General features: G+C 61.8%; 16 protein-coding genes. All 16 read left to right on the forward strand.

The features are described from left to right. Window positions 1–74: 74 nt before the first annotated feature. The 16 genes from OXT71_11620 (at window position 75) to OXT71_11695 (ending at window position 15135) form a co-directional block, all read left to right on the forward strand. Window positions 75–563 carry an NADH-quinone oxidoreductase subunit B gene (locus OXT71_11620; GenBank protein ID MDE2927036.1) on the forward strand — a complete coding sequence of 163 codons (489 nt, stop codon included), beginning with the start codon at window positions 75–77 and terminating at the stop codon, window positions 561–563. Between the two features lie 34 nt (window positions 564–597). Then, the gene (locus tag OXT71_11625) at window positions 598–1743 is read left to right on the forward strand and encodes an NADH-quinone oxidoreductase subunit C (GenBank protein MDE2927037.1); all 1146 of its coding nucleotides are present in this window, start codon (window positions 598–600) and stop codon (window positions 1741–1743) included. 18 nt (window positions 1744–1761) lie between these two features. Next, on the forward strand, window positions 1762–2859 hold the full coding sequence (locus OXT71_11630; GenBank protein MDE2927038.1) for an NADH-quinone oxidoreductase subunit D: 1098 nt from the start codon (window positions 1762–1764) through the stop codon (window positions 2857–2859). Next, window positions 2859–3959: an NADH-quinone oxidoreductase subunit NuoH gene (gene nuoH, locus OXT71_11635; GenBank protein MDE2927039.1), complete on the forward strand. Its 1101-nt coding sequence runs from the start codon at window positions 2859–2861 to the stop codon at window positions 3957–3959. The genes OXT71_11630 and nuoH overlap by 1 nt, the downstream gene beginning before the upstream one ends. A 58-nt stretch (window positions 3960–4017) precedes the next feature. Further along, on the forward strand, window positions 4018–4479 hold the full coding sequence (locus OXT71_11640; protein ID MDE2927040.1) for an NADH-quinone oxidoreductase subunit I: 462 nt from the start codon (window positions 4018–4020) through the stop codon (window positions 4477–4479). A 6-nt stretch (window positions 4480–4485) separates the two neighbouring features. Continuing rightward, complete coding sequence (locus OXT71_11645) at window positions 4486–4998, forward strand: NADH-quinone oxidoreductase subunit J (GenBank protein MDE2927041.1); 513 nt, start codon at window positions 4486–4488, stop codon at window positions 4996–4998. A gap of 18 nt (window positions 4999–5016) precedes the next feature. Then, the gene (gene nuoK, locus OXT71_11650; protein MDE2927042.1) at window positions 5017–5319 is read left to right on the forward strand and encodes an NADH-quinone oxidoreductase subunit NuoK; all 303 of its coding nucleotides are present in this window, start codon (window positions 5017–5019) and stop codon (window positions 5317–5319) included. A 15-nt stretch (window positions 5320–5334) separates the two neighbouring features. Further along, window positions 5335–7407, forward strand: coding sequence for an NADH-quinone oxidoreductase subunit L (nuoL, locus tag OXT71_11655; protein MDE2927043.1), 2073 nt, complete (start codon window positions 5335–5337; stop codon window positions 7405–7407). 4 nt (window positions 7408–7411) lie between these two features. Next, complete coding sequence (locus tag OXT71_11660; GenBank protein MDE2927044.1) at window positions 7412–8971, forward strand: NADH-quinone oxidoreductase subunit M; 1560 nt, start codon at window positions 7412–7414, stop codon at window positions 8969–8971. Further along, entirely contained in the window at window positions 8972–10501 is a 1530-nt protein-coding gene (locus OXT71_11665) for an NADH-quinone oxidoreductase subunit N (protein ID MDE2927045.1), read from the forward strand. It begins immediately after the preceding gene. Between the two features lie 39 nt (window positions 10502–10540). Then, entirely contained in the window at window positions 10541–10801 is a 261-nt protein-coding gene (locus OXT71_11670) for an AtpZ/AtpI family protein (protein ID MDE2927046.1), read from the forward strand. A 3-nt stretch (window positions 10802–10804) separates the two neighbouring features. Further along, window positions 10805–11143: an ATP synthase subunit I gene (locus OXT71_11675; GenBank protein MDE2927047.1), complete on the forward strand. Its 339-nt coding sequence runs from the start codon at window positions 10805–10807 to the stop codon at window positions 11141–11143. Between the two features lie 69 nt (window positions 11144–11212). Continuing rightward, entirely contained in the window at window positions 11213–11950 is a 738-nt protein-coding gene (gene atpB / locus OXT71_11680) for a F0F1 ATP synthase subunit A (GenBank protein MDE2927048.1), read from the forward strand. Between the two features lie 54 nt (window positions 11951–12004). Beyond that, complete coding sequence (locus OXT71_11685; GenBank protein ID MDE2927049.1) at window positions 12005–12319, forward strand: ATP synthase F0 subunit C; 315 nt, start codon at window positions 12005–12007, stop codon at window positions 12317–12319. Window positions 12320–12660: 341 nt separating this feature from the next. Next, complete coding sequence (locus OXT71_11690) at window positions 12661–13125, forward strand: cytochrome c maturation protein CcmE (protein ID MDE2927050.1); 465 nt, start codon at window positions 12661–12663, stop codon at window positions 13123–13125. A gap of 6 nt (window positions 13126–13131) precedes the next feature. Further along, window positions 13132–15135 carry a heme lyase CcmF/NrfE family subunit gene (locus OXT71_11695; GenBank protein MDE2927051.1) on the forward strand — a complete coding sequence of 668 codons (2004 nt, stop codon included), beginning with the start codon at window positions 13132–13134 and terminating at the stop codon, window positions 15133–15135. Window positions 15136–15162: the final 27 nt, after the last annotated feature.

A 15162-nucleotide genomic window follows, 5' to 3' on the forward strand; every position in this document is an offset into this window, starting at 1 on the left:
CCCGACCGGGGCGGAGCGGGACTTTCGCCACGGACTCTCGAACCGTTTCCGATCAACCTGACCGAGGTCGAAACATGGACCGGAGCATAGAGAAGAACGTCATCACCACGACGGCCGACTCGGTTTTCAACTGGGCGCGGAAGTCCTCCCTCTGGCCCATGACTTTCGGCTTGGCCTGCTGCGCCATCGAGATGATGGCCACCGGCGCCTCCCGGTTCGACATGGACCGGTTCGGTGCCGGCATCTTCCGGCCCTCGCCGCGCCAGTCCGACCTGATCATCGTGGCCGGGACCGTGACCCTGAAGATGGCCGAGGTGATCCAGCGGCTCTACGAGCAGATGCCGGATCCCAAGTGGGTCATCTCCATGGGAGCCTGCTCCAGCGCCGGAGGCCCGTTCGACACCTATTCGACCTTGCAGGGAGTGGATAAAGTCATACCGGTGGACGTGTACATACCGGGGTGTCCGCCGCGGCCCGAGGCGCTTCTGTACGGACTCATGCGTCTCCAGGACAAGATCGATCTGATGAGTATCACGGACAAGCCGGAGCCGCGGGCCAGCTAGATTCCCCTGTAGCCCTTCCCAATCCTTCTTGAAGATGGACGAAGAAACCAAGGCCAGGAAGAGCAACACAGGCGGCGATAAGCCCAAGCGGGCCCGCCGCAAGTCGAGGATTGCGGGTTACCGTCCCAAGCCGAAGATTCGGACCGCCCGACCCAAGCGGGAGACTCCTGCCGCCCCTTCCGAGGAAGAAATCCGGGCTGCCGTCCCTGTCGAGGAAAAGACTCCGGCTGCCCCTCCGGTGAAGGAAACCCCGGCTCCCCCTTCCGAGGAGGAAACCGCGGCTGCTCCCGAGAAAGAGACCCCGGCTACCCGGCCCAAGCGAAGGCCCCGGACCCGCCCCAGACCAAGGCTCCGGGGTGCCCGGCCCAGACCGAAGATCCGGTCCCGGGCAGCGGAAGAGACCCCGGCTGCGCCCGCCGGTGAAGAGGCTCCGGCCGCCCGGCCCAAGCGAAGGCCCCGGCCTGCGCGGCCCAAGCCCAGGATCCGGGCCCGCACCAAGAGCGAGACGACCGCTGACAGTACCGACGGAGAGGCCCCCGCCGCCCGGCCCAAGCCCAAGGCCCGGACCGCCCGGACCGCGGGGAAGAGACCGGTTCGCAAACGGCCGCTCCGCAAGCGTCCGCTCCGCAAGCGGCGGCCTCGCAAGGCGAGAAAGAAGGGGCCAAGCTACGAGGACCTGAAGGAAGATGCCCTGCTGGAAGGCCTGAAAAAGCAGTTCCCGGGGGAGATCCTCTCGGGACAGTCGTTCCTGGGCCAGAGCATCTATACGGTGAAGCCGGGCGTCCTCTACGACGTCATGCTGTCCCTTCGGGACCATTCCGAATCGCCTTTCGACTACATGATCGACATCTCGGCCCTGGATTACCTGGGAGACCAGGAGCGGTTCCTGATGGTCTACCAGCTCTATTCCTACGCCGCGAAGAGGCTGCTCCGCGTCAAGAGCCGGTTTGCGGAAGGCGATCCGGTTCCGTCCATGACCTCCATCTGGAAGACCGCCGACTGGCTGGAGCGGGAGGTCTACGACATGTTCGGGATTCTGTTCTCCGGCCATCCCGATCTGAAACGCATTCTCCTGCCCGAGGACTGGCACGGATTTCCGCTGCGGAAGGACTACGACATCAAACTGCAGGACCAGAGCTGGATCCGCAATCACCTGAAGATCAGAAAGACCCCCGACTAACCCATGGAACGGCAGACCATACTCGACACCAAGGAACTCGAGATCAACATGGGTCCCCAGCACCCGTCCACTCACGGCGTGCTGCGAGTCCGGCTCAAACTGGACGGGGAACGGGTGGTCGACGCCGAGAGCATCATCGGCTACCTCCACCGGGGGGTGGAGAAGATCGCCGAGAACCGGAACTACATCAAGTGCACTCCCTACTTCGACCGGACGGACTACATCGCCGCCGTTTCCAACGTCTACGGCTATGTGCTCGGAGTGGAGAAGATGCTGGGGATAGAAATCCCGGAGCGCGCCCGGCGCATTCGGATCATGATGACGGAATTCAACCGGATCGCGAGCCATTTGCTCTGGCTGGCCACCCATGCCATCGACATCGGGGCCATGACCGTCTTCCTCTACTGCTTTCGCGAGAGGGAAGAGGTCCTGAAGCTGTTCGAGGCTATCTTCGGCGCGCGACTGACCACCCACGCCTTCCGGCTGGGAGGGTTGTGGCTGGACATGCCTCCCGGGTTCGAGGCGGCCTGCCGGAAGTTCATCGACGAGTTTCCGAAGCGCGTCGACGAGTACGAGCAGCTCCTCACCCGGAATCGGATCTGGTTGGAGCGCACCAGGGGGGTCGGCGTCATTTCGGCCGAAGAGGCCATCGACTGGGGGCTGAGCGGCCCCCCGCTCAGGGGCTCCGGGGTCGACCACGACCTGCGCAAGCTCCGGCCCTATGGCGGATACGAGCAGTTCCAATTCGACGTGCCCGTGGGGAAGAACGGCGACACCTACGACCGCTACCTGATCCGGCTCGAAGAGATGCGGCAGAGCCGCCGCATCATCGCCCAGATCCTGGATGACCTGCCCGACGGCCCGGTCCGAGGCCGGGCTCCCAAGATTCCCAAGCCGCCCGTAGGCGAATACTACTCGGGCATCGAGAGCCCCAGGGGTGAGTTGGGATACTACATCGTCAGCGACGGATCGCCGCAACCCTTCCGGCTCCGCATCCGTCCACCCACGTTCATCAGTCTCCAGGCGCTGCGGAGGCTGGTGCGCGGACACCTGGTGGCGGACGTGGTGGCCATCATCGGAACGCTGGACATCGTGCTGGGGGAGATCGACCGCTAATGGCCGAGTGGATCATCGTCTACGGAATCATACCGTTCGCCAAGGTCGCGGTGATCGTACTGGTTCTTTCAGGCGCCGTCGCCTACATGACCCTGCTCGAGCGCAAGGTCATCGCCCATATCCAGGTGCGGCTGGGACCCATGCGCGTGGGTTGGCACGGGTTGCTTCAGCCTATCGCCGACGGGCTGAAGTTCATCCTCAAGGAAGACATCGTCCCGGCCCGGTCGGACAAGCTGATTTTCACGCTGGCTCCGGCCATCAGCCTGGTCCCCGCCTTCGTGGTGTTCGCCGTCATTCCCTTCGGTCCTCCCGGCATGATGGAGAACCTGCTGCGCTCGGCGCTGAGTCCTTTTCTGGACGCGGCCGCCGTGGAGTCCATCGCGACCCACTCGGCCGCTTCGGGAGGATTCGTCACCGACATCAACATCGCGCTGTTGTTCGTGCTCTCCATTTCCTCCGTGGGAATCCTGGGAGTCATCCTGGGAGGGTGGGCCTCCAACAGCAAATATCCGCTGTTGGGAGCGCTTCGCTCCAGCGCCCAGATGATCAGCTACGAGGTGGCCCTGGGCTTCTCCGTGATCGGTGTGCTGCTGGTGACCCAGTCGCTGAGCCTGGTCCAGATCGTGGAGAATCAGCGGGAAGCCGAGGTCTGGTACATCTTTTACCAGCCCTTGGCCTTCGTCCTGTTCTTCATCTGCGGCATGGCCGAAACCAACCGGCTGCCCTTCGACCTCCCCGAGGCGGAAACCGAGCTGGTGGGCGGTTTCCATACCGAATACAGCGGCTTCCGCTTCTCACTCTTCTTCATCGCCGAATATGCCGCCATGGTCACGGTCAGCGCGGTGGCGGTGACCCTGTTCCTGGGAGGTTGGCTGAGGCCGTTTCCCAACGTGGAGTGGCTCTCGTTCCTGGACGTGATCCCACCGCTGTTGTGGTTCGTGATCAAGGTGTTTTTACTGCTTTACGTCTTCATCTGGATCCGGGGAACACTTCCCCGATACCGCTTCGACCAGTTGATGCGGTACGGCTGGAAGCTCTTTCTCCCGCTGGCCCTGGCCAACGTGATCGTCACGGCGGGAGTGGTGCTGGCATTCATGTAGACAATGCCAAAACGGGTTTGTAAATTGACGGATCGAACAAGAATCAGGCGGATCAACAATGATTGAATTACTACGCCGCATGCTCTTCTGGGACATCGTGAAGGGTCTGGCCGTGACCTTTCGCTACACCTACACCAAGGTGTACACGGAACAGTATCCGACCGAGAAGCCCAAGCTGGCGGAGCGCTACAAGGGAGCTCCCCGTCTCAACAACGACCCGGAAACGGGTGAGACTCTCTGCATCGCCTGTGACCTGTGCGCCCTGATCTGTCCGGAAGACCTGATCGTCGTCGGCTCCACCAGGGATCCGGAGAGCCGCAAGAAGGTGCTGACGCATTACACGTTCGACACTTCCCGCTGCCTGTTCTGCGGGCTCTGCCAGGAGGTGTGTCCCACCAACGCCGTCGAGTTGACCCAGGACTTCGAGCTGGCCGCATACGACCGCAGGGACATGGTGTGGGATCGTGAGCGCCTGGAGAAGTGTTGGGACCGCATCGATTTCGGGAAGAATTACAACTGATCGAGCATGGAAACCTATCTCTTCTACGCCCTGGCGCTGATCCTGGTGACCTTCTCCATTCTCACCGTGACCGCGCGGAACCCGGTGCGGAGCGCCGTCTACCTGGTTTCGGCGCTGCTGGCGGTGGCGGGATTCTTCTTCCTCATGGAGGCGGAGTTCGTCGGCGCCGTTCAGGTGCTGGTCTACGTGGGCGGCATCATGGTGCTCTTTCTCTTCGTCATCATGCTGGTCAGCATCGAGGCTCTGGACCGGCAGCCGAAGGTGAGCCGGCAATGGAGGACCGGCCTGGTCCTGGCCGTGGTCCTCTGCCTGGAATTGAGCCTTCTCATTTTCCGGGGAACGGTTTCTCTGGAGGAGGGACTGGCGGAATCGGGGATCATCACCACTACCGAGACCATGAACACGGAAGCCGTAGGGACGGTTCTCTACAGCACCTACCTGCTTCCCTTCGAGATTGCCTCGGTCCTGCTTCTGGTGGCCATCGTGGGCGCCGTGGTACTGGCCAAGAAGGAGATCTGAACCGGTGCGGAGTCTAGGATGATCGGACCCAACCATTACCTCTTCCTGAGCGCCATCGTCTTCACCATCGGCGCCGTCGGAGTGCTGACCCGGCGCAACGTCATCATCATCTTCATGTCCATCGAGCTCATGCTCAATGCCGTGAATCTGAACTTGATCGCCTTCTCGGCTCATCTGCAGGATCTGGCGGGCCAGGTTTTCGTCGTCTTCGTCATCACCGTCGCCGCCGCCGAGGCGGCAGTGGGGCTGGGCATCGTGATCGCCCTGTTCCGCAACCGGGAAACCGTCAACATGGATGAAATCGACCTCATGAGAGGCTGAGCCGGGGTCCATGGCATGCTGAACTACATTTGGCTCATTCCCCTTTGTCCCCTGGCGGGATTCCTGATCAACGGCCTGTGGGGGCTCTGGTGCGTCCGCCGGACCGGGCGCCGGCCGCAGAAGAATTTCGTGGCCGTGGTCGCCTGCGGCGCGGTGCTCCTGGCGTTCCTGATCTCGCTGGGTGCTTTCGCCGGACTGCTGGAGCTGGACCCGGAGAACCGGATCCACGAGGTGAATCTCTTCAACTGGATTCCGGGACTGATGGTCCGGACCGTCTCCGGCGAGCTCGCCCCGTTCCAGATCAACTGGGGTTTCCAGTTGGATCCGCTCTCGGCCGTCATGATCCTGGTGGTCACGGGAATCGGATTCCTGATCCACCTCTACTCCATCGGGTACATGTACGAAGAAGAGGGCTTCTATCGTTTCTTCGCCTACATGAACCTGTTCATGTTCATGATGCTCACCCTGGTCCTGGCCAACAATTTCCTCCTCATGTTCGTGGGCTGGGAAGGAGTGGGCCTCTGCTCCTATCTGCTCATCGGCTACTACATGGAGAAGAGGAGCGCCGGGGACGCCGCCAAAAAGGCCTTCGTGGTCAACCGGATCGGCGACTACGGCTTCATCCTGGGGATGCTTCTGCTCTTCTCCTGGTTCGGGACCCTGGATTTCACCGATCTCTTCTCCCGGATCGCCACTCTGGTTCCGGAACCCGAGGCCGCATGGGGCCCGTTGAGCTGGGCGGCATTGCTCCTCTTCATCGGCGCCACCGGAAAGAGCGCCCAGATTCCCCTCTACACCTGGCTTCCCGACGCCATGGAGGGTCCGACTCCCGTCAGCGCCCTGATCCACGCCGCCACCATGGTCACCGCCGGCGTCTACATGGTGGCCCGGTCGGCGGCCATCTACAGCCGGGCGCCCGATGTCATGCTGATCGTGGCGGTGGTGGGAATCGTAACCGCCGTGTTGGCGGCTTGCATCGCCCTGTTTCAGCGGGACATCAAGCGGGTTCTGGCCTACTCCACGGTGAGCCAACTGGGCTACATGGTGACCGCCCTGGGCGTGGGCGCCGTCACCGCCGGCATCTTCCACCTGATGACCCACGCCTTCTTCAAGGCTCTCCTCTTCCTGGGTTCGGGCAGCGTCATCCTGGGCATGCACCACGAACAGGACATGATGAAGATGGGCGGCCTGAAGAAATACATGCCCACCACCTGGTGGACCATGGGGGTGGGCACCCTGGCCATCGCCGGCGCACCCTTCCTGTCCGGCTTCTTCTCCAAGGACGAGATCCTGTGGCGCGCCTACAGCCTGCCGGGAGGCAGCCCCATCATCTGGGGCGTCGGCGTCCTGGTGGCGGGCATGACCGCCTTCTACATGTTTCGCATGATGTTCCTGACCTTTTACGGGGAGGAACGCTATGACCACCATTCGGGCCATGCGCCGCACGAATCGCCCCGGGTGATGACCGTCCCCCTCATGGTGCTGGCCGCCGGGTCGGTCGTGGCGGGCTACGTGGGGCTTCCGCCCTGGCTGGCCTGGCTGGGCCCCAACGTATTCGAGCACTTCCTGGAGCCGGTCCTGGCCACGGCCTGGCAACCCGAGGCGGGGGCCCACCATTCCCACCTGGAGGAGATTCTCCTGGCGGCGGTATCGGTGGCGGTGGCCGGATGCGGAGTGTTCCTGGCCTATCACTTCTTCCTCGCCCGGCCCGAGAAGGCGGGGCAGTTGAGGGAGCGGTTCCAGGGCCTCTACCGGGTCGTCTACAACAAGTTCTACGTGGATGAGGCCTACGACGGCCTCTTCGTCAATCGCTGCAAGGACCTGGGAACCTGGCTCAGCACCTTCGATCTCAAGGTGGTGGACGGTCTGGTGAACGGAAGCGCCGCCGCCACCCGCATCTCCGCCTGGATCTCGGGTCAGGCGGACATCCACATCGTGGACCGGCTGGTGAATCTGACGGCGGAGATCGTGGAGTTCTTCAGCTCAGTCTTCCGGCGGCTGCAGACCGGCCTGGTTCAACGCTACATCGCCTTTTTCGTCTTGGGGCTGGTGCTCATCATCGGCTGCTATCTCTACCTCGGAGCATAGTCCTATGGGCTTTTTCATGACCAACATCCTGACCATCGTCTGCTTCTTCCCACTCGTGGGCGTGCTGATCATTATGCTCTGGCCCAAGGGGAAGGAGCATGAGACCGAGGTCAAGTGGATCGCCAACATCGTCGCCTTTGCAGGGTTCCTGGTCTCCATCCCCCTGATCACCCATTTCAACCGGCCGGAGTACATCGACGCGAGCGGGATGCGATTCGTCTTCAAGGCCCCGTGGATCGAGTCGCTCGGCGTCCAGTACTACTTCGGAATCGACGGCATCAGCCTGCTGCTGATCCTGCTGACCACCCTGCTCGGATCCATCTCCATCCTCTCGTCGTGGAATGCGATCACCACCCGGGTCCGGGAGTACTACTGCTACTTCCTGATCCTGCAGACGGGGATGCTGGGCGTCTTCATGGCCCTGGACTTCTTCCTCTTCTACGTCTTCTGGGAAGTCATGCTGGTGCCCATGTACTTCATCATCGGGATCTGGGGCGGCCCCCGGAAGCTATACGCCGCCATCAAGTTTTTCCTCTACACGCTGCTGGGATCGGTCCTGCTCCTGCTGGGAATCCTGGCCCTCTACTTTCACCAGTACGCCGTCAAGGGCGTCTGGTCCTTCGACGTCCTGGCCTTTCAGGAACTGGGCATCCCGCCCGATCTCCAGTACTGGATCTTCCTGGCCATGTTCGTCGGGTTCGCCATCAAGGTTCCGCTGTTTCCCTTCCACACCTGGCTCCCGGACGCCCACGTCGAGGCTCCGACGGCCGGCTCGGTCATCCTGGCCGGGGTGCTCCTCAAGATGGGCACCTATGGTTTCGTCCGCTTCAGCCTGCCCATCCTGCCTGACGCCACCATGGAGTTCCTCCCCTGGATGATGGCCATTTCCGTGATCGGGATCATCTACGGGGCGCTGGTGGCCATGATGCAGAAGGACATCAAGAAACTGGTGGCCTACTCCTCCGTCAGCCACCTGGGATTCTGCATGCTGGGGGTCTTCATCGTGACGCCGGTGGCGCTGGAGGGAGGCATCCTCCAGATGATCAACCATGGGATCTCCACCGGGGCCCTCTTCCTGATCGTGGGCATCATCTACGAGCGCCGGCACACCCGCATGATCAGCGACTACAGCGGCCTGTCCCACGTCATGCCGGTGTACGCCGTCGTCTTTCTGATCATGACCCTCTCCTCCATCGGCATGCCCACGCTCAACGGATTCATCGGAGAGTTCATGGTGCTGCAGGGCGTCTTCGCCGATCCCGACTACAAGCTCTGGGCCGTATTCGGAGCCACCGGCATCGTGCTGGGGGCGGCCTACATGCTCTGGCTCTACCAGCGGGTGATGTTCGGCCCCATCAAGCAGGAAGAGAACCGCAAGCTTCCCGACCTGACCCCCCGGGAGCTGGCGACGTTCGTCCCTCTCATCATTCTGGCCTTCTGGATCGGCCTCTATCCGAGCCCGTTCCTGTCCTACCTGCACGAGCCCGTCAATCAGATCGTGGAGAAGGTGAGGCCCGGGGAATTCCAGCCCCGCTCCATGCAGGCCCGGATCGGAGACCGATAGATGCCCGAAATACCGGCGGCCGGGGAACTATTCGGTTTCCTCAAACTGAACGCCCGGGCCATCGCACCTCAATTGCATCTCATCGTCTGGGGGCTGGGACTCCTCTGCATCGACTTCATCCTGCCCGGGCGGGGAACCCGGGTCCTGGGATTCCGCGGAAAATCGCTGTCGGTGCTGTTCGCCCTGGTCGGGCTGCTGGCGGCCTCGCTTCAGCTCTGGCGCCTGTGGGGCACCGGGAACGGCGAAGCCTTCTACAAGATGGTGACTCAAGATGCCTTCTCCGAGGTCTTCGGACTCCTCTTCCTGGTTTCGGCCATTCTGGCAGTCGCCCTTTCGTACCGGCATCTCGACGTCGAGGACGCCCAACACAGCGAGTACTACGCCATCCTCCTCTTCGCCACGTCCGGCATGATGTTCATGGCCGGGGCCATCGATCTGGTCACCATCTTCGTGGGTCTGGAGCTGATGTCGGTTTCGACCTACATCCTGGTCGGCTTTCTGCGCCGTCAGCGCCGCTCCAACGAGGCCTCCATGAAGTATTTCCTCATGGGAGCCTTCTCCACCGCCATCATCCTTTACGGGATGTCCCTGCTCTATGGGATCAGCGGCAGCACCAACCTGAACGTCATCGCCCAGGAGGCGGCCAAGCGTGAGGACAACACCCTGTTGATCCTGGCCCTCTTCCTGATGCTGGCCGGCCTCTGCTTCAAGATCGCGGCCGTCCCCTTCCACATGTGGGCGCCCGATGCCTACGAGGGTGCGCCCACCGGCATCACCGCCTTCATGTCGGTGGCGGTCAAAGGCGCCGCTTTCGCCGTATTCCTGCGCATCTTCTACGTGACCTTCCATGACTTTCACGACCTGTACATGGGGGTCCTGGCCGTCATTGCCATGGCGACCATGACCTGGGGCAACGTGGCGGCGGTCACGCAACAGAACGTCAAACGGCTGCTGGCCTATTCCAGCATCTCCCACGCCGGGTTCGTTCTGATGGGACTCGTGGTGGGCACCCAGCAGGGGGTTTCGGCGTCGGTGGTCTACCTGTTCGCCTACACCTTCATGAACCTCGGCGTCTGGGCCATCGTCATTCTGCTGCGGCGGCGGGACGTGATCGGGGAGTCGATCGAGGATTTCAACGGCCTCTACTTCAAGCATCCCGGTCTGGCGATACTGAATCTCATTTTCTTCCTCTCGCTGGCAGGCATCCCTCCTCTGGCCGGATTCATCGCCAAGTACGCCGTGTTCGCGGCGGTGATCGAATCGGCCATGGCGGCCGGGCAGGCTCACGGACAACTGCTGATTTGGCTGGCCGTGGTGGCCGCACTCAATGCCGTCGTCTCCCTCTTCTACTACTTGCGGATCGTGGTGGCCATGTTCATCGAGAGGGAGTCGCTCCCGGTCCCGTTGAGCTTCTCCGTGGGAGTCTGGTTCGTCCTCCTGGTCACGGGGTTCTTTACCATTGCCATGGGGATCTACCCGGATCCTTTCTTCAACTTGGCCCGAATCGCCAGTCTCCCACTGGTTTTCTGAAGATTCCGGACGGCTCCCTTCAACGGCAACGGGGACGGCATGGTTCGTCCCGCATCCTGGACACGGATCGTGACGCGGAAAGAGTTGCGAAACGGCAAGCGGGAAAAGGGTGGCGTCTACGCCCAGGTGGCTCGATACAGCTCCATTATTTTTCTGCTCCCCTCGTGTCTTCTGGTCGGCTACCTGATCGGCCGCTTTCTGGACCGGCGCCTGGAGTCCGATCCCTGGATCTCCCTGGCGGGATTGCTGCTGGGAGGAGTCGCCGGCCTGGTCCGGGTCGTTCGGATGTTCAGCAGGTAAGTCTTGGAACGGATCTCACGCAACGCCGCCATCCTCCTGGCCGCCATTTCCCTCATCGGGGGATTGGTTTACGGATTCTGGGCGGCCGTATCCATCCTGGCCGGAGCCGTGGCCGCCCTCATCAACCTCAAGGTCCTGGACCGGCTGGCAACCCGGCTGCTGGCGCCGGACGGGAAGCCTTCGGCCCTGCGATTTCTGGCCCTGAACGGGGGTCGCATGGTCTTGATGCTGGGAGGTCTCTTTGCTATGATGCATATTCCCTTTTTGAGTGTGCCGGGGGCGGTCCTGGGGCTTTCCATACCCATCCTTTCAGCAATGTTGGAGGCGTTGTACAAATCCTGACCCGCACAGTTCATGCCTGATCCGGCGTGACACCCTCGGGACGGACGAACTTCTGAAACAGGACCGCAAATGGATCAGCACCACGAGTTCCTGTCGGCGACTCTCTTCAACCGCTACATCGCGAACCCTCTGGCCGAGGCCCTGGGATTCCACGTGGACCACGACGTCCTTCCGGCCCATCTGGTCATGGTGATCTTCGTCTGCCTCATCCTCACCACGGTCGCGCTTCTGGTGAGGAGGCGCCTGAGCGTGGAGAATCCGGGCGCGGTCCAACAGATGCTGGAGGTTCTGGTCGAAGGCCTGCTGGGATTGATGAAGGAGATCATCGGACCCGACGCACGCCGCTTCTTCCCCCTGATCGGGACGCTGTTCCTCTACATCCTGGCGGGCAACCTGCTGGGGCTCTTTCCCGGGTTCATGTCGCCCACCAGCAACATCAACATCACGGCGGCCTGCGGGATCCTCGTCTTCCTCTATTACAACTACCATGGGTTCCGGGTTCACGGCTTCGTCAAGTACATGGCCCACTTCGCGGGTCCGTCACTGGCCATCGCCCCGGTCCTTTTCGTGATCGAGATCATCAGCCACATGGCGCGGCCCTTCTCCCTCTCCGTCCGGCTCATGGGCAACATCTACGCCGAGGAGCTGATCGTCACCAACTTGAATCAACTGTTCCCCTTTGTGATCTCGATGCCGGTGATGGCCCTGGGCCTCTTTGCCGGCACGCTACAGGCCTTCATTTTCTCCGTCTTGACCATCGTCTACATCGCTGGTTCCGTGGAGCACGCACACGACGAAGAACACTGATTCGGGCGCTCCATGCGACGGGCTCACACCTCAAACCTTGGAAGGAGTCATCTTATGAACCGAAAGTTCGGCCTTCTGGCCATTGCTCTGGTCGTTGCCATCCTGCTGCCGGTGGTCTCCGTGCAGGCACAGTCGGAGGAAGGCGGCGCCTCCACAAGTCTGGAAATTCATTGGCTCGCCGTCGCCATGGCCATCGCCGCGGCCGGCTGCGGCTACGGTCAGAGCCGGGTCCTGACCGCCGCCTGCGAAGGCGTCTCCAGAAACCCCGGAGCCTCCGACACGATCCGCTTCTTCTTCATCCTGGGACTCGCCTTCATCGAGTTCCTGGCCCTTTTGACCTTCGTCGTCGTTCTTTTGGTGAGTGGGTAACCACCCTTCGAGACCGCACGACGGCTCAAGAAAAGAGATACGACCCCCGAGGCATTTTCCCAGGGGGTCGTGTCTTCGTCCTTCGGCGACACGGGAACCCTTTCCCGCCTCCTTTTTTCTGTGTCCGCTCCGAAATACTCCAAGTCCCAATACGGCTCCGGATGGTGGGCGAGCCGTCCAACGCCGGGCGGACCTGACGGTGATGGCATCGCTTCTCTCAGCGTGAAGACCGATCGCTTTCCATGGGCGCCCCCGGCATGGCGTTCATCCGAGTCCGGCAACCCTTGCTCCTCGAATTCCTCTCGGGGAGTCGCTTCTCCCCACTTGGAGAAGTTGTTACAATGGCCGGCACCATGTCCGTGTCCAGATTGCCAGCGCCCAAATTCATCGTGGCGGGCCTCTTGATCGTGGGCGCCGTGAGCTACCTGATGGTCAGCGGCTTCGACGACACCATGGTCTACTACTACACCCTGTCGGAGTTGATGGAAAAGAAGTCGGACCTCGCCGGCGTGGGGTTGCGCATCCATGGACATGTCTCATCCGACTCCATCCGGATCGATCGGGAGCGGTCGCAAGTCGACTTCCTGGTGATGGAAAAGGAGACCACCAACACTCTTCCCGTCACCTATCAGGGGGTCATCCCCGACACCTTCAAGGATGGGGCCGAGGTCGTGGTGGAAGGCACCTACCATGCCGGCCGGCACCATTTCCAAGCCACGTTCCTGATGGCCAAATGCCCCTCCAAATATGAGGGGGCTCAAACCGCTTCCTCCGGCAAGGACCAGACCTCCGACAGTCCGTATTGACGGAACATGATTGAACTCGGTCGATATTGTCTGCTTGGCGGTCTAGCTCTGTCCGGGTACGGCGCCGTCGCGGCGGCCATCGCGGGACGCAGGAGGAACCTGGCACTGGCCCGGAGCGCCGAGAACAGCCTGGTAGCCGCGTTCGTGGTCGTGGTGGCGGCCTCCGCCTGTCTCATCCGTCTCCTCATGACGGACGATTTCCGCGTGCAATACGTCGCGAGCTACAGCGCCAGCAGCATTCCCACGGTCTACAAGTTCAGCGCGTTCTGGGGCGGCCAGTCAGGGAGCCTGCTCATGTGGGCGCTGGTCCTCGCCTTCTTCTGCCTGGTTGCGGTGATCCAGAACCGGGACAAGAACCGAAAGTTGATGCCCTATGCCACCGCGGTGATGGCCGGGACCCTGGGCTTCTTCATGCTCCTGTTGTCCTTTGCCACCAACCCCTTCGACACCTTCCCCGCCGGAGCGGCACCTTCCGATGGCAACGGTCTCAATCCTCTGCTCCAAAACTCGTACATGGTGATCCATCCGCCGATTCTCTACCTGGGCTACATCGGCCTGACCATCCCCTTCGCCTTCGCCATGGCCGCTCTCATGTCCCGCACGCTGGACACCTCCTGGATCCGCGTGACCCGGCGCTGGACCCTGGTGGCCTGGATCTTCCTGACCATGGGCTTCACGCTGGGCGGGGTCTGGGCCTACGAGGAGCTGGGATGGGGAGGATACTGGGCGTGGGACCCGGTGGAGAACTCCTCCTTCATGCCCTGGCTCTTCGCCACCGCCTTCCTGCACTCCATCATGATCACCGAGAAGAAGGGGATGCTGAAGCTGTGGAACTTCATTCTGGTCCTGGTCGCCTTCGAGCTCTCCATCTTCGGCACCTTCATCACCCGGAGCGGCGTCATCTCATCGGTCCATTCCTTCGCCGTCTCCAACCTGGGACCGATGTTGGCGGTGTTCCTGTTGGTGTCGACCCTGTTCGGGGTCTTCTGGATCGTCCGTAGATCGGATCAGCTCCGGAGCGAGCAGAAGATGAAGTCCTTCCTCTCGCGGGAAGCGACCTTCCTGCTGAACAACCTGCTGTTCGTCTCCATCTGCTTCGCCATCTTCTGGGGCACCGTCTTTCCCATCGTCACCGAGTGGGTCCTGGGGGGCGAGAAGATCACGGTGGCGGCGCCCTTCTTCAACCAGGTCACCTGGCCCCTGGCCCTGACCCTCCTGGCGCTCACCGGTATCTGCCCGCTGATCGCCTGGAGAAAGGCCTCCCTCAAGAATTTCCAGCGGAACTTCCTGATCCCGCTGGCCGGCGGGCTGCTCTTTGGAGGACTGGCCCTTTTCCTGGGCGTGCGGAGCATGATCCCTCTGCTCTTCTATTCCGCCTCCGGCTTCGTGGCCTTCTGCGTCTTCTTCGAGTTCTACAAGGGCGCCCGGGCCCGCCAGGGCATACGGTCCTCATCGTTCCTGGTCGCCCTGAAGGACCTGACCCTCATGAACAAGCGCCGCTACGGCGGCTTCATCATCCACCTGGGGGTCGTCGTGGCCTTCATCGGCATCATTTCCAGCTCGTTTTTCTCCTCGGAGGAGCTGGTCACCGTGAACCGGGGCGAGGAATTCAAGCTGGGGCAGTACACCCTCAAGTTCCATGAGCTGGTCCAGAGAGCGGACCCGGAAAAGGACGTGGTCTACGCCCGGATCAGCGGATACGAGAACCAGGAGCCCATCGGCAACTTCTTTCCGCAGAAACATTTTCACCACAAGGGCCAGCAACCCCAGAGCGAAGTGGCGATTCGGCGCACCCTCATGGACGATGTCTACTTGGTTCTGTCCGGCTACAACGAAGACCTGACCCAGGCGACGTTCCACGTCTTCCTGAACCCCATGGTGCAGTGGGTCTGGATCGGCATCGGCATCATGGTCCTGGCCGGAGTCTTCCTCTTTTTCCCGGACAAGAAGCCGGTTGCGCGAGCCCGCGTGCGACGCCGGAGGAAGAGAATTCGGACGGAAGCCGCCTGATCCCGAAGCGGCGGATTTCTACCCCTT

Source organism: Acidobacteriota bacterium (assembly GCA_028874215.1).
Lineage (GTDB): Bacteria > Acidobacteriota > UBA6911 > RPQK01 > JAJDTT01 > JAJDTT01.

What these genes read in the sequence shown, in the direction of transcription:
- OXT71_11620 (MDE2927036.1), top strand. Translation starts at nt 75, where the DNA reads ATGGACCGGAGCATAGAGAAGAACGTCATCACCACGACGGCCGACTCG.
- nuoL (MDE2927043.1), top strand. Translation starts at nt 5,335, where the DNA reads ATGCTGAACTACATTTGGCTCATTCCCCTTTGTCCCCTGGCGGGATTC.
- atpB (MDE2927048.1), top strand. Translation starts at nt 11,213, where the DNA reads ATGGATCAGCACCACGAGTTCCTGTCGGCGACTCTCTTCAACCGCTAC.
- OXT71_11690 (MDE2927050.1), top strand. Translation starts at nt 12,661, where the DNA reads ATGGCCGGCACCATGTCCGTGTCCAGATTGCCAGCGCCCAAATTCATC.
- OXT71_11695 (MDE2927051.1), top strand. Translation starts at nt 13,132, where the DNA reads ATGATTGAACTCGGTCGATATTGTCTGCTTGGCGGTCTAGCTCTGTCC.
- nuoH (MDE2927039.1), top strand. Translation starts at nt 2,859, where the DNA reads ATGGCCGAGTGGATCATCGTCTACGGAATCATACCGTTCGCCAAGGTC.
- OXT71_11640 (MDE2927040.1), top strand. Translation starts at nt 4,018, where the DNA reads ATGATTGAATTACTACGCCGCATGCTCTTCTGGGACATCGTGAAGGGT.
- OXT71_11625 (MDE2927037.1), top strand. Translation starts at nt 598, where the DNA reads ATGGACGAAGAAACCAAGGCCAGGAAGAGCAACACAGGCGGCGATAAG.
- OXT71_11685 (MDE2927049.1), top strand. Translation starts at nt 12,005, where the DNA reads ATGAACCGAAAGTTCGGCCTTCTGGCCATTGCTCTGGTCGTTGCCATC.
- OXT71_11645 (MDE2927041.1), top strand. Translation starts at nt 4,486, where the DNA reads ATGGAAACCTATCTCTTCTACGCCCTGGCGCTGATCCTGGTGACCTTC.
- nuoK (MDE2927042.1), top strand. Translation starts at nt 5,017, where the DNA reads ATGATCGGACCCAACCATTACCTCTTCCTGAGCGCCATCGTCTTCACC.
- OXT71_11660 (MDE2927044.1), top strand. Translation starts at nt 7,412, where the DNA reads ATGGGCTTTTTCATGACCAACATCCTGACCATCGTCTGCTTCTTCCCA.
- OXT71_11670 (MDE2927046.1), top strand. Translation starts at nt 10,541, where the DNA reads ATGGTTCGTCCCGCATCCTGGACACGGATCGTGACGCGGAAAGAGTTG.
- OXT71_11665 (MDE2927045.1), top strand. Translation starts at nt 8,972, where the DNA reads ATGCCCGAAATACCGGCGGCCGGGGAACTATTCGGTTTCCTCAAACTG.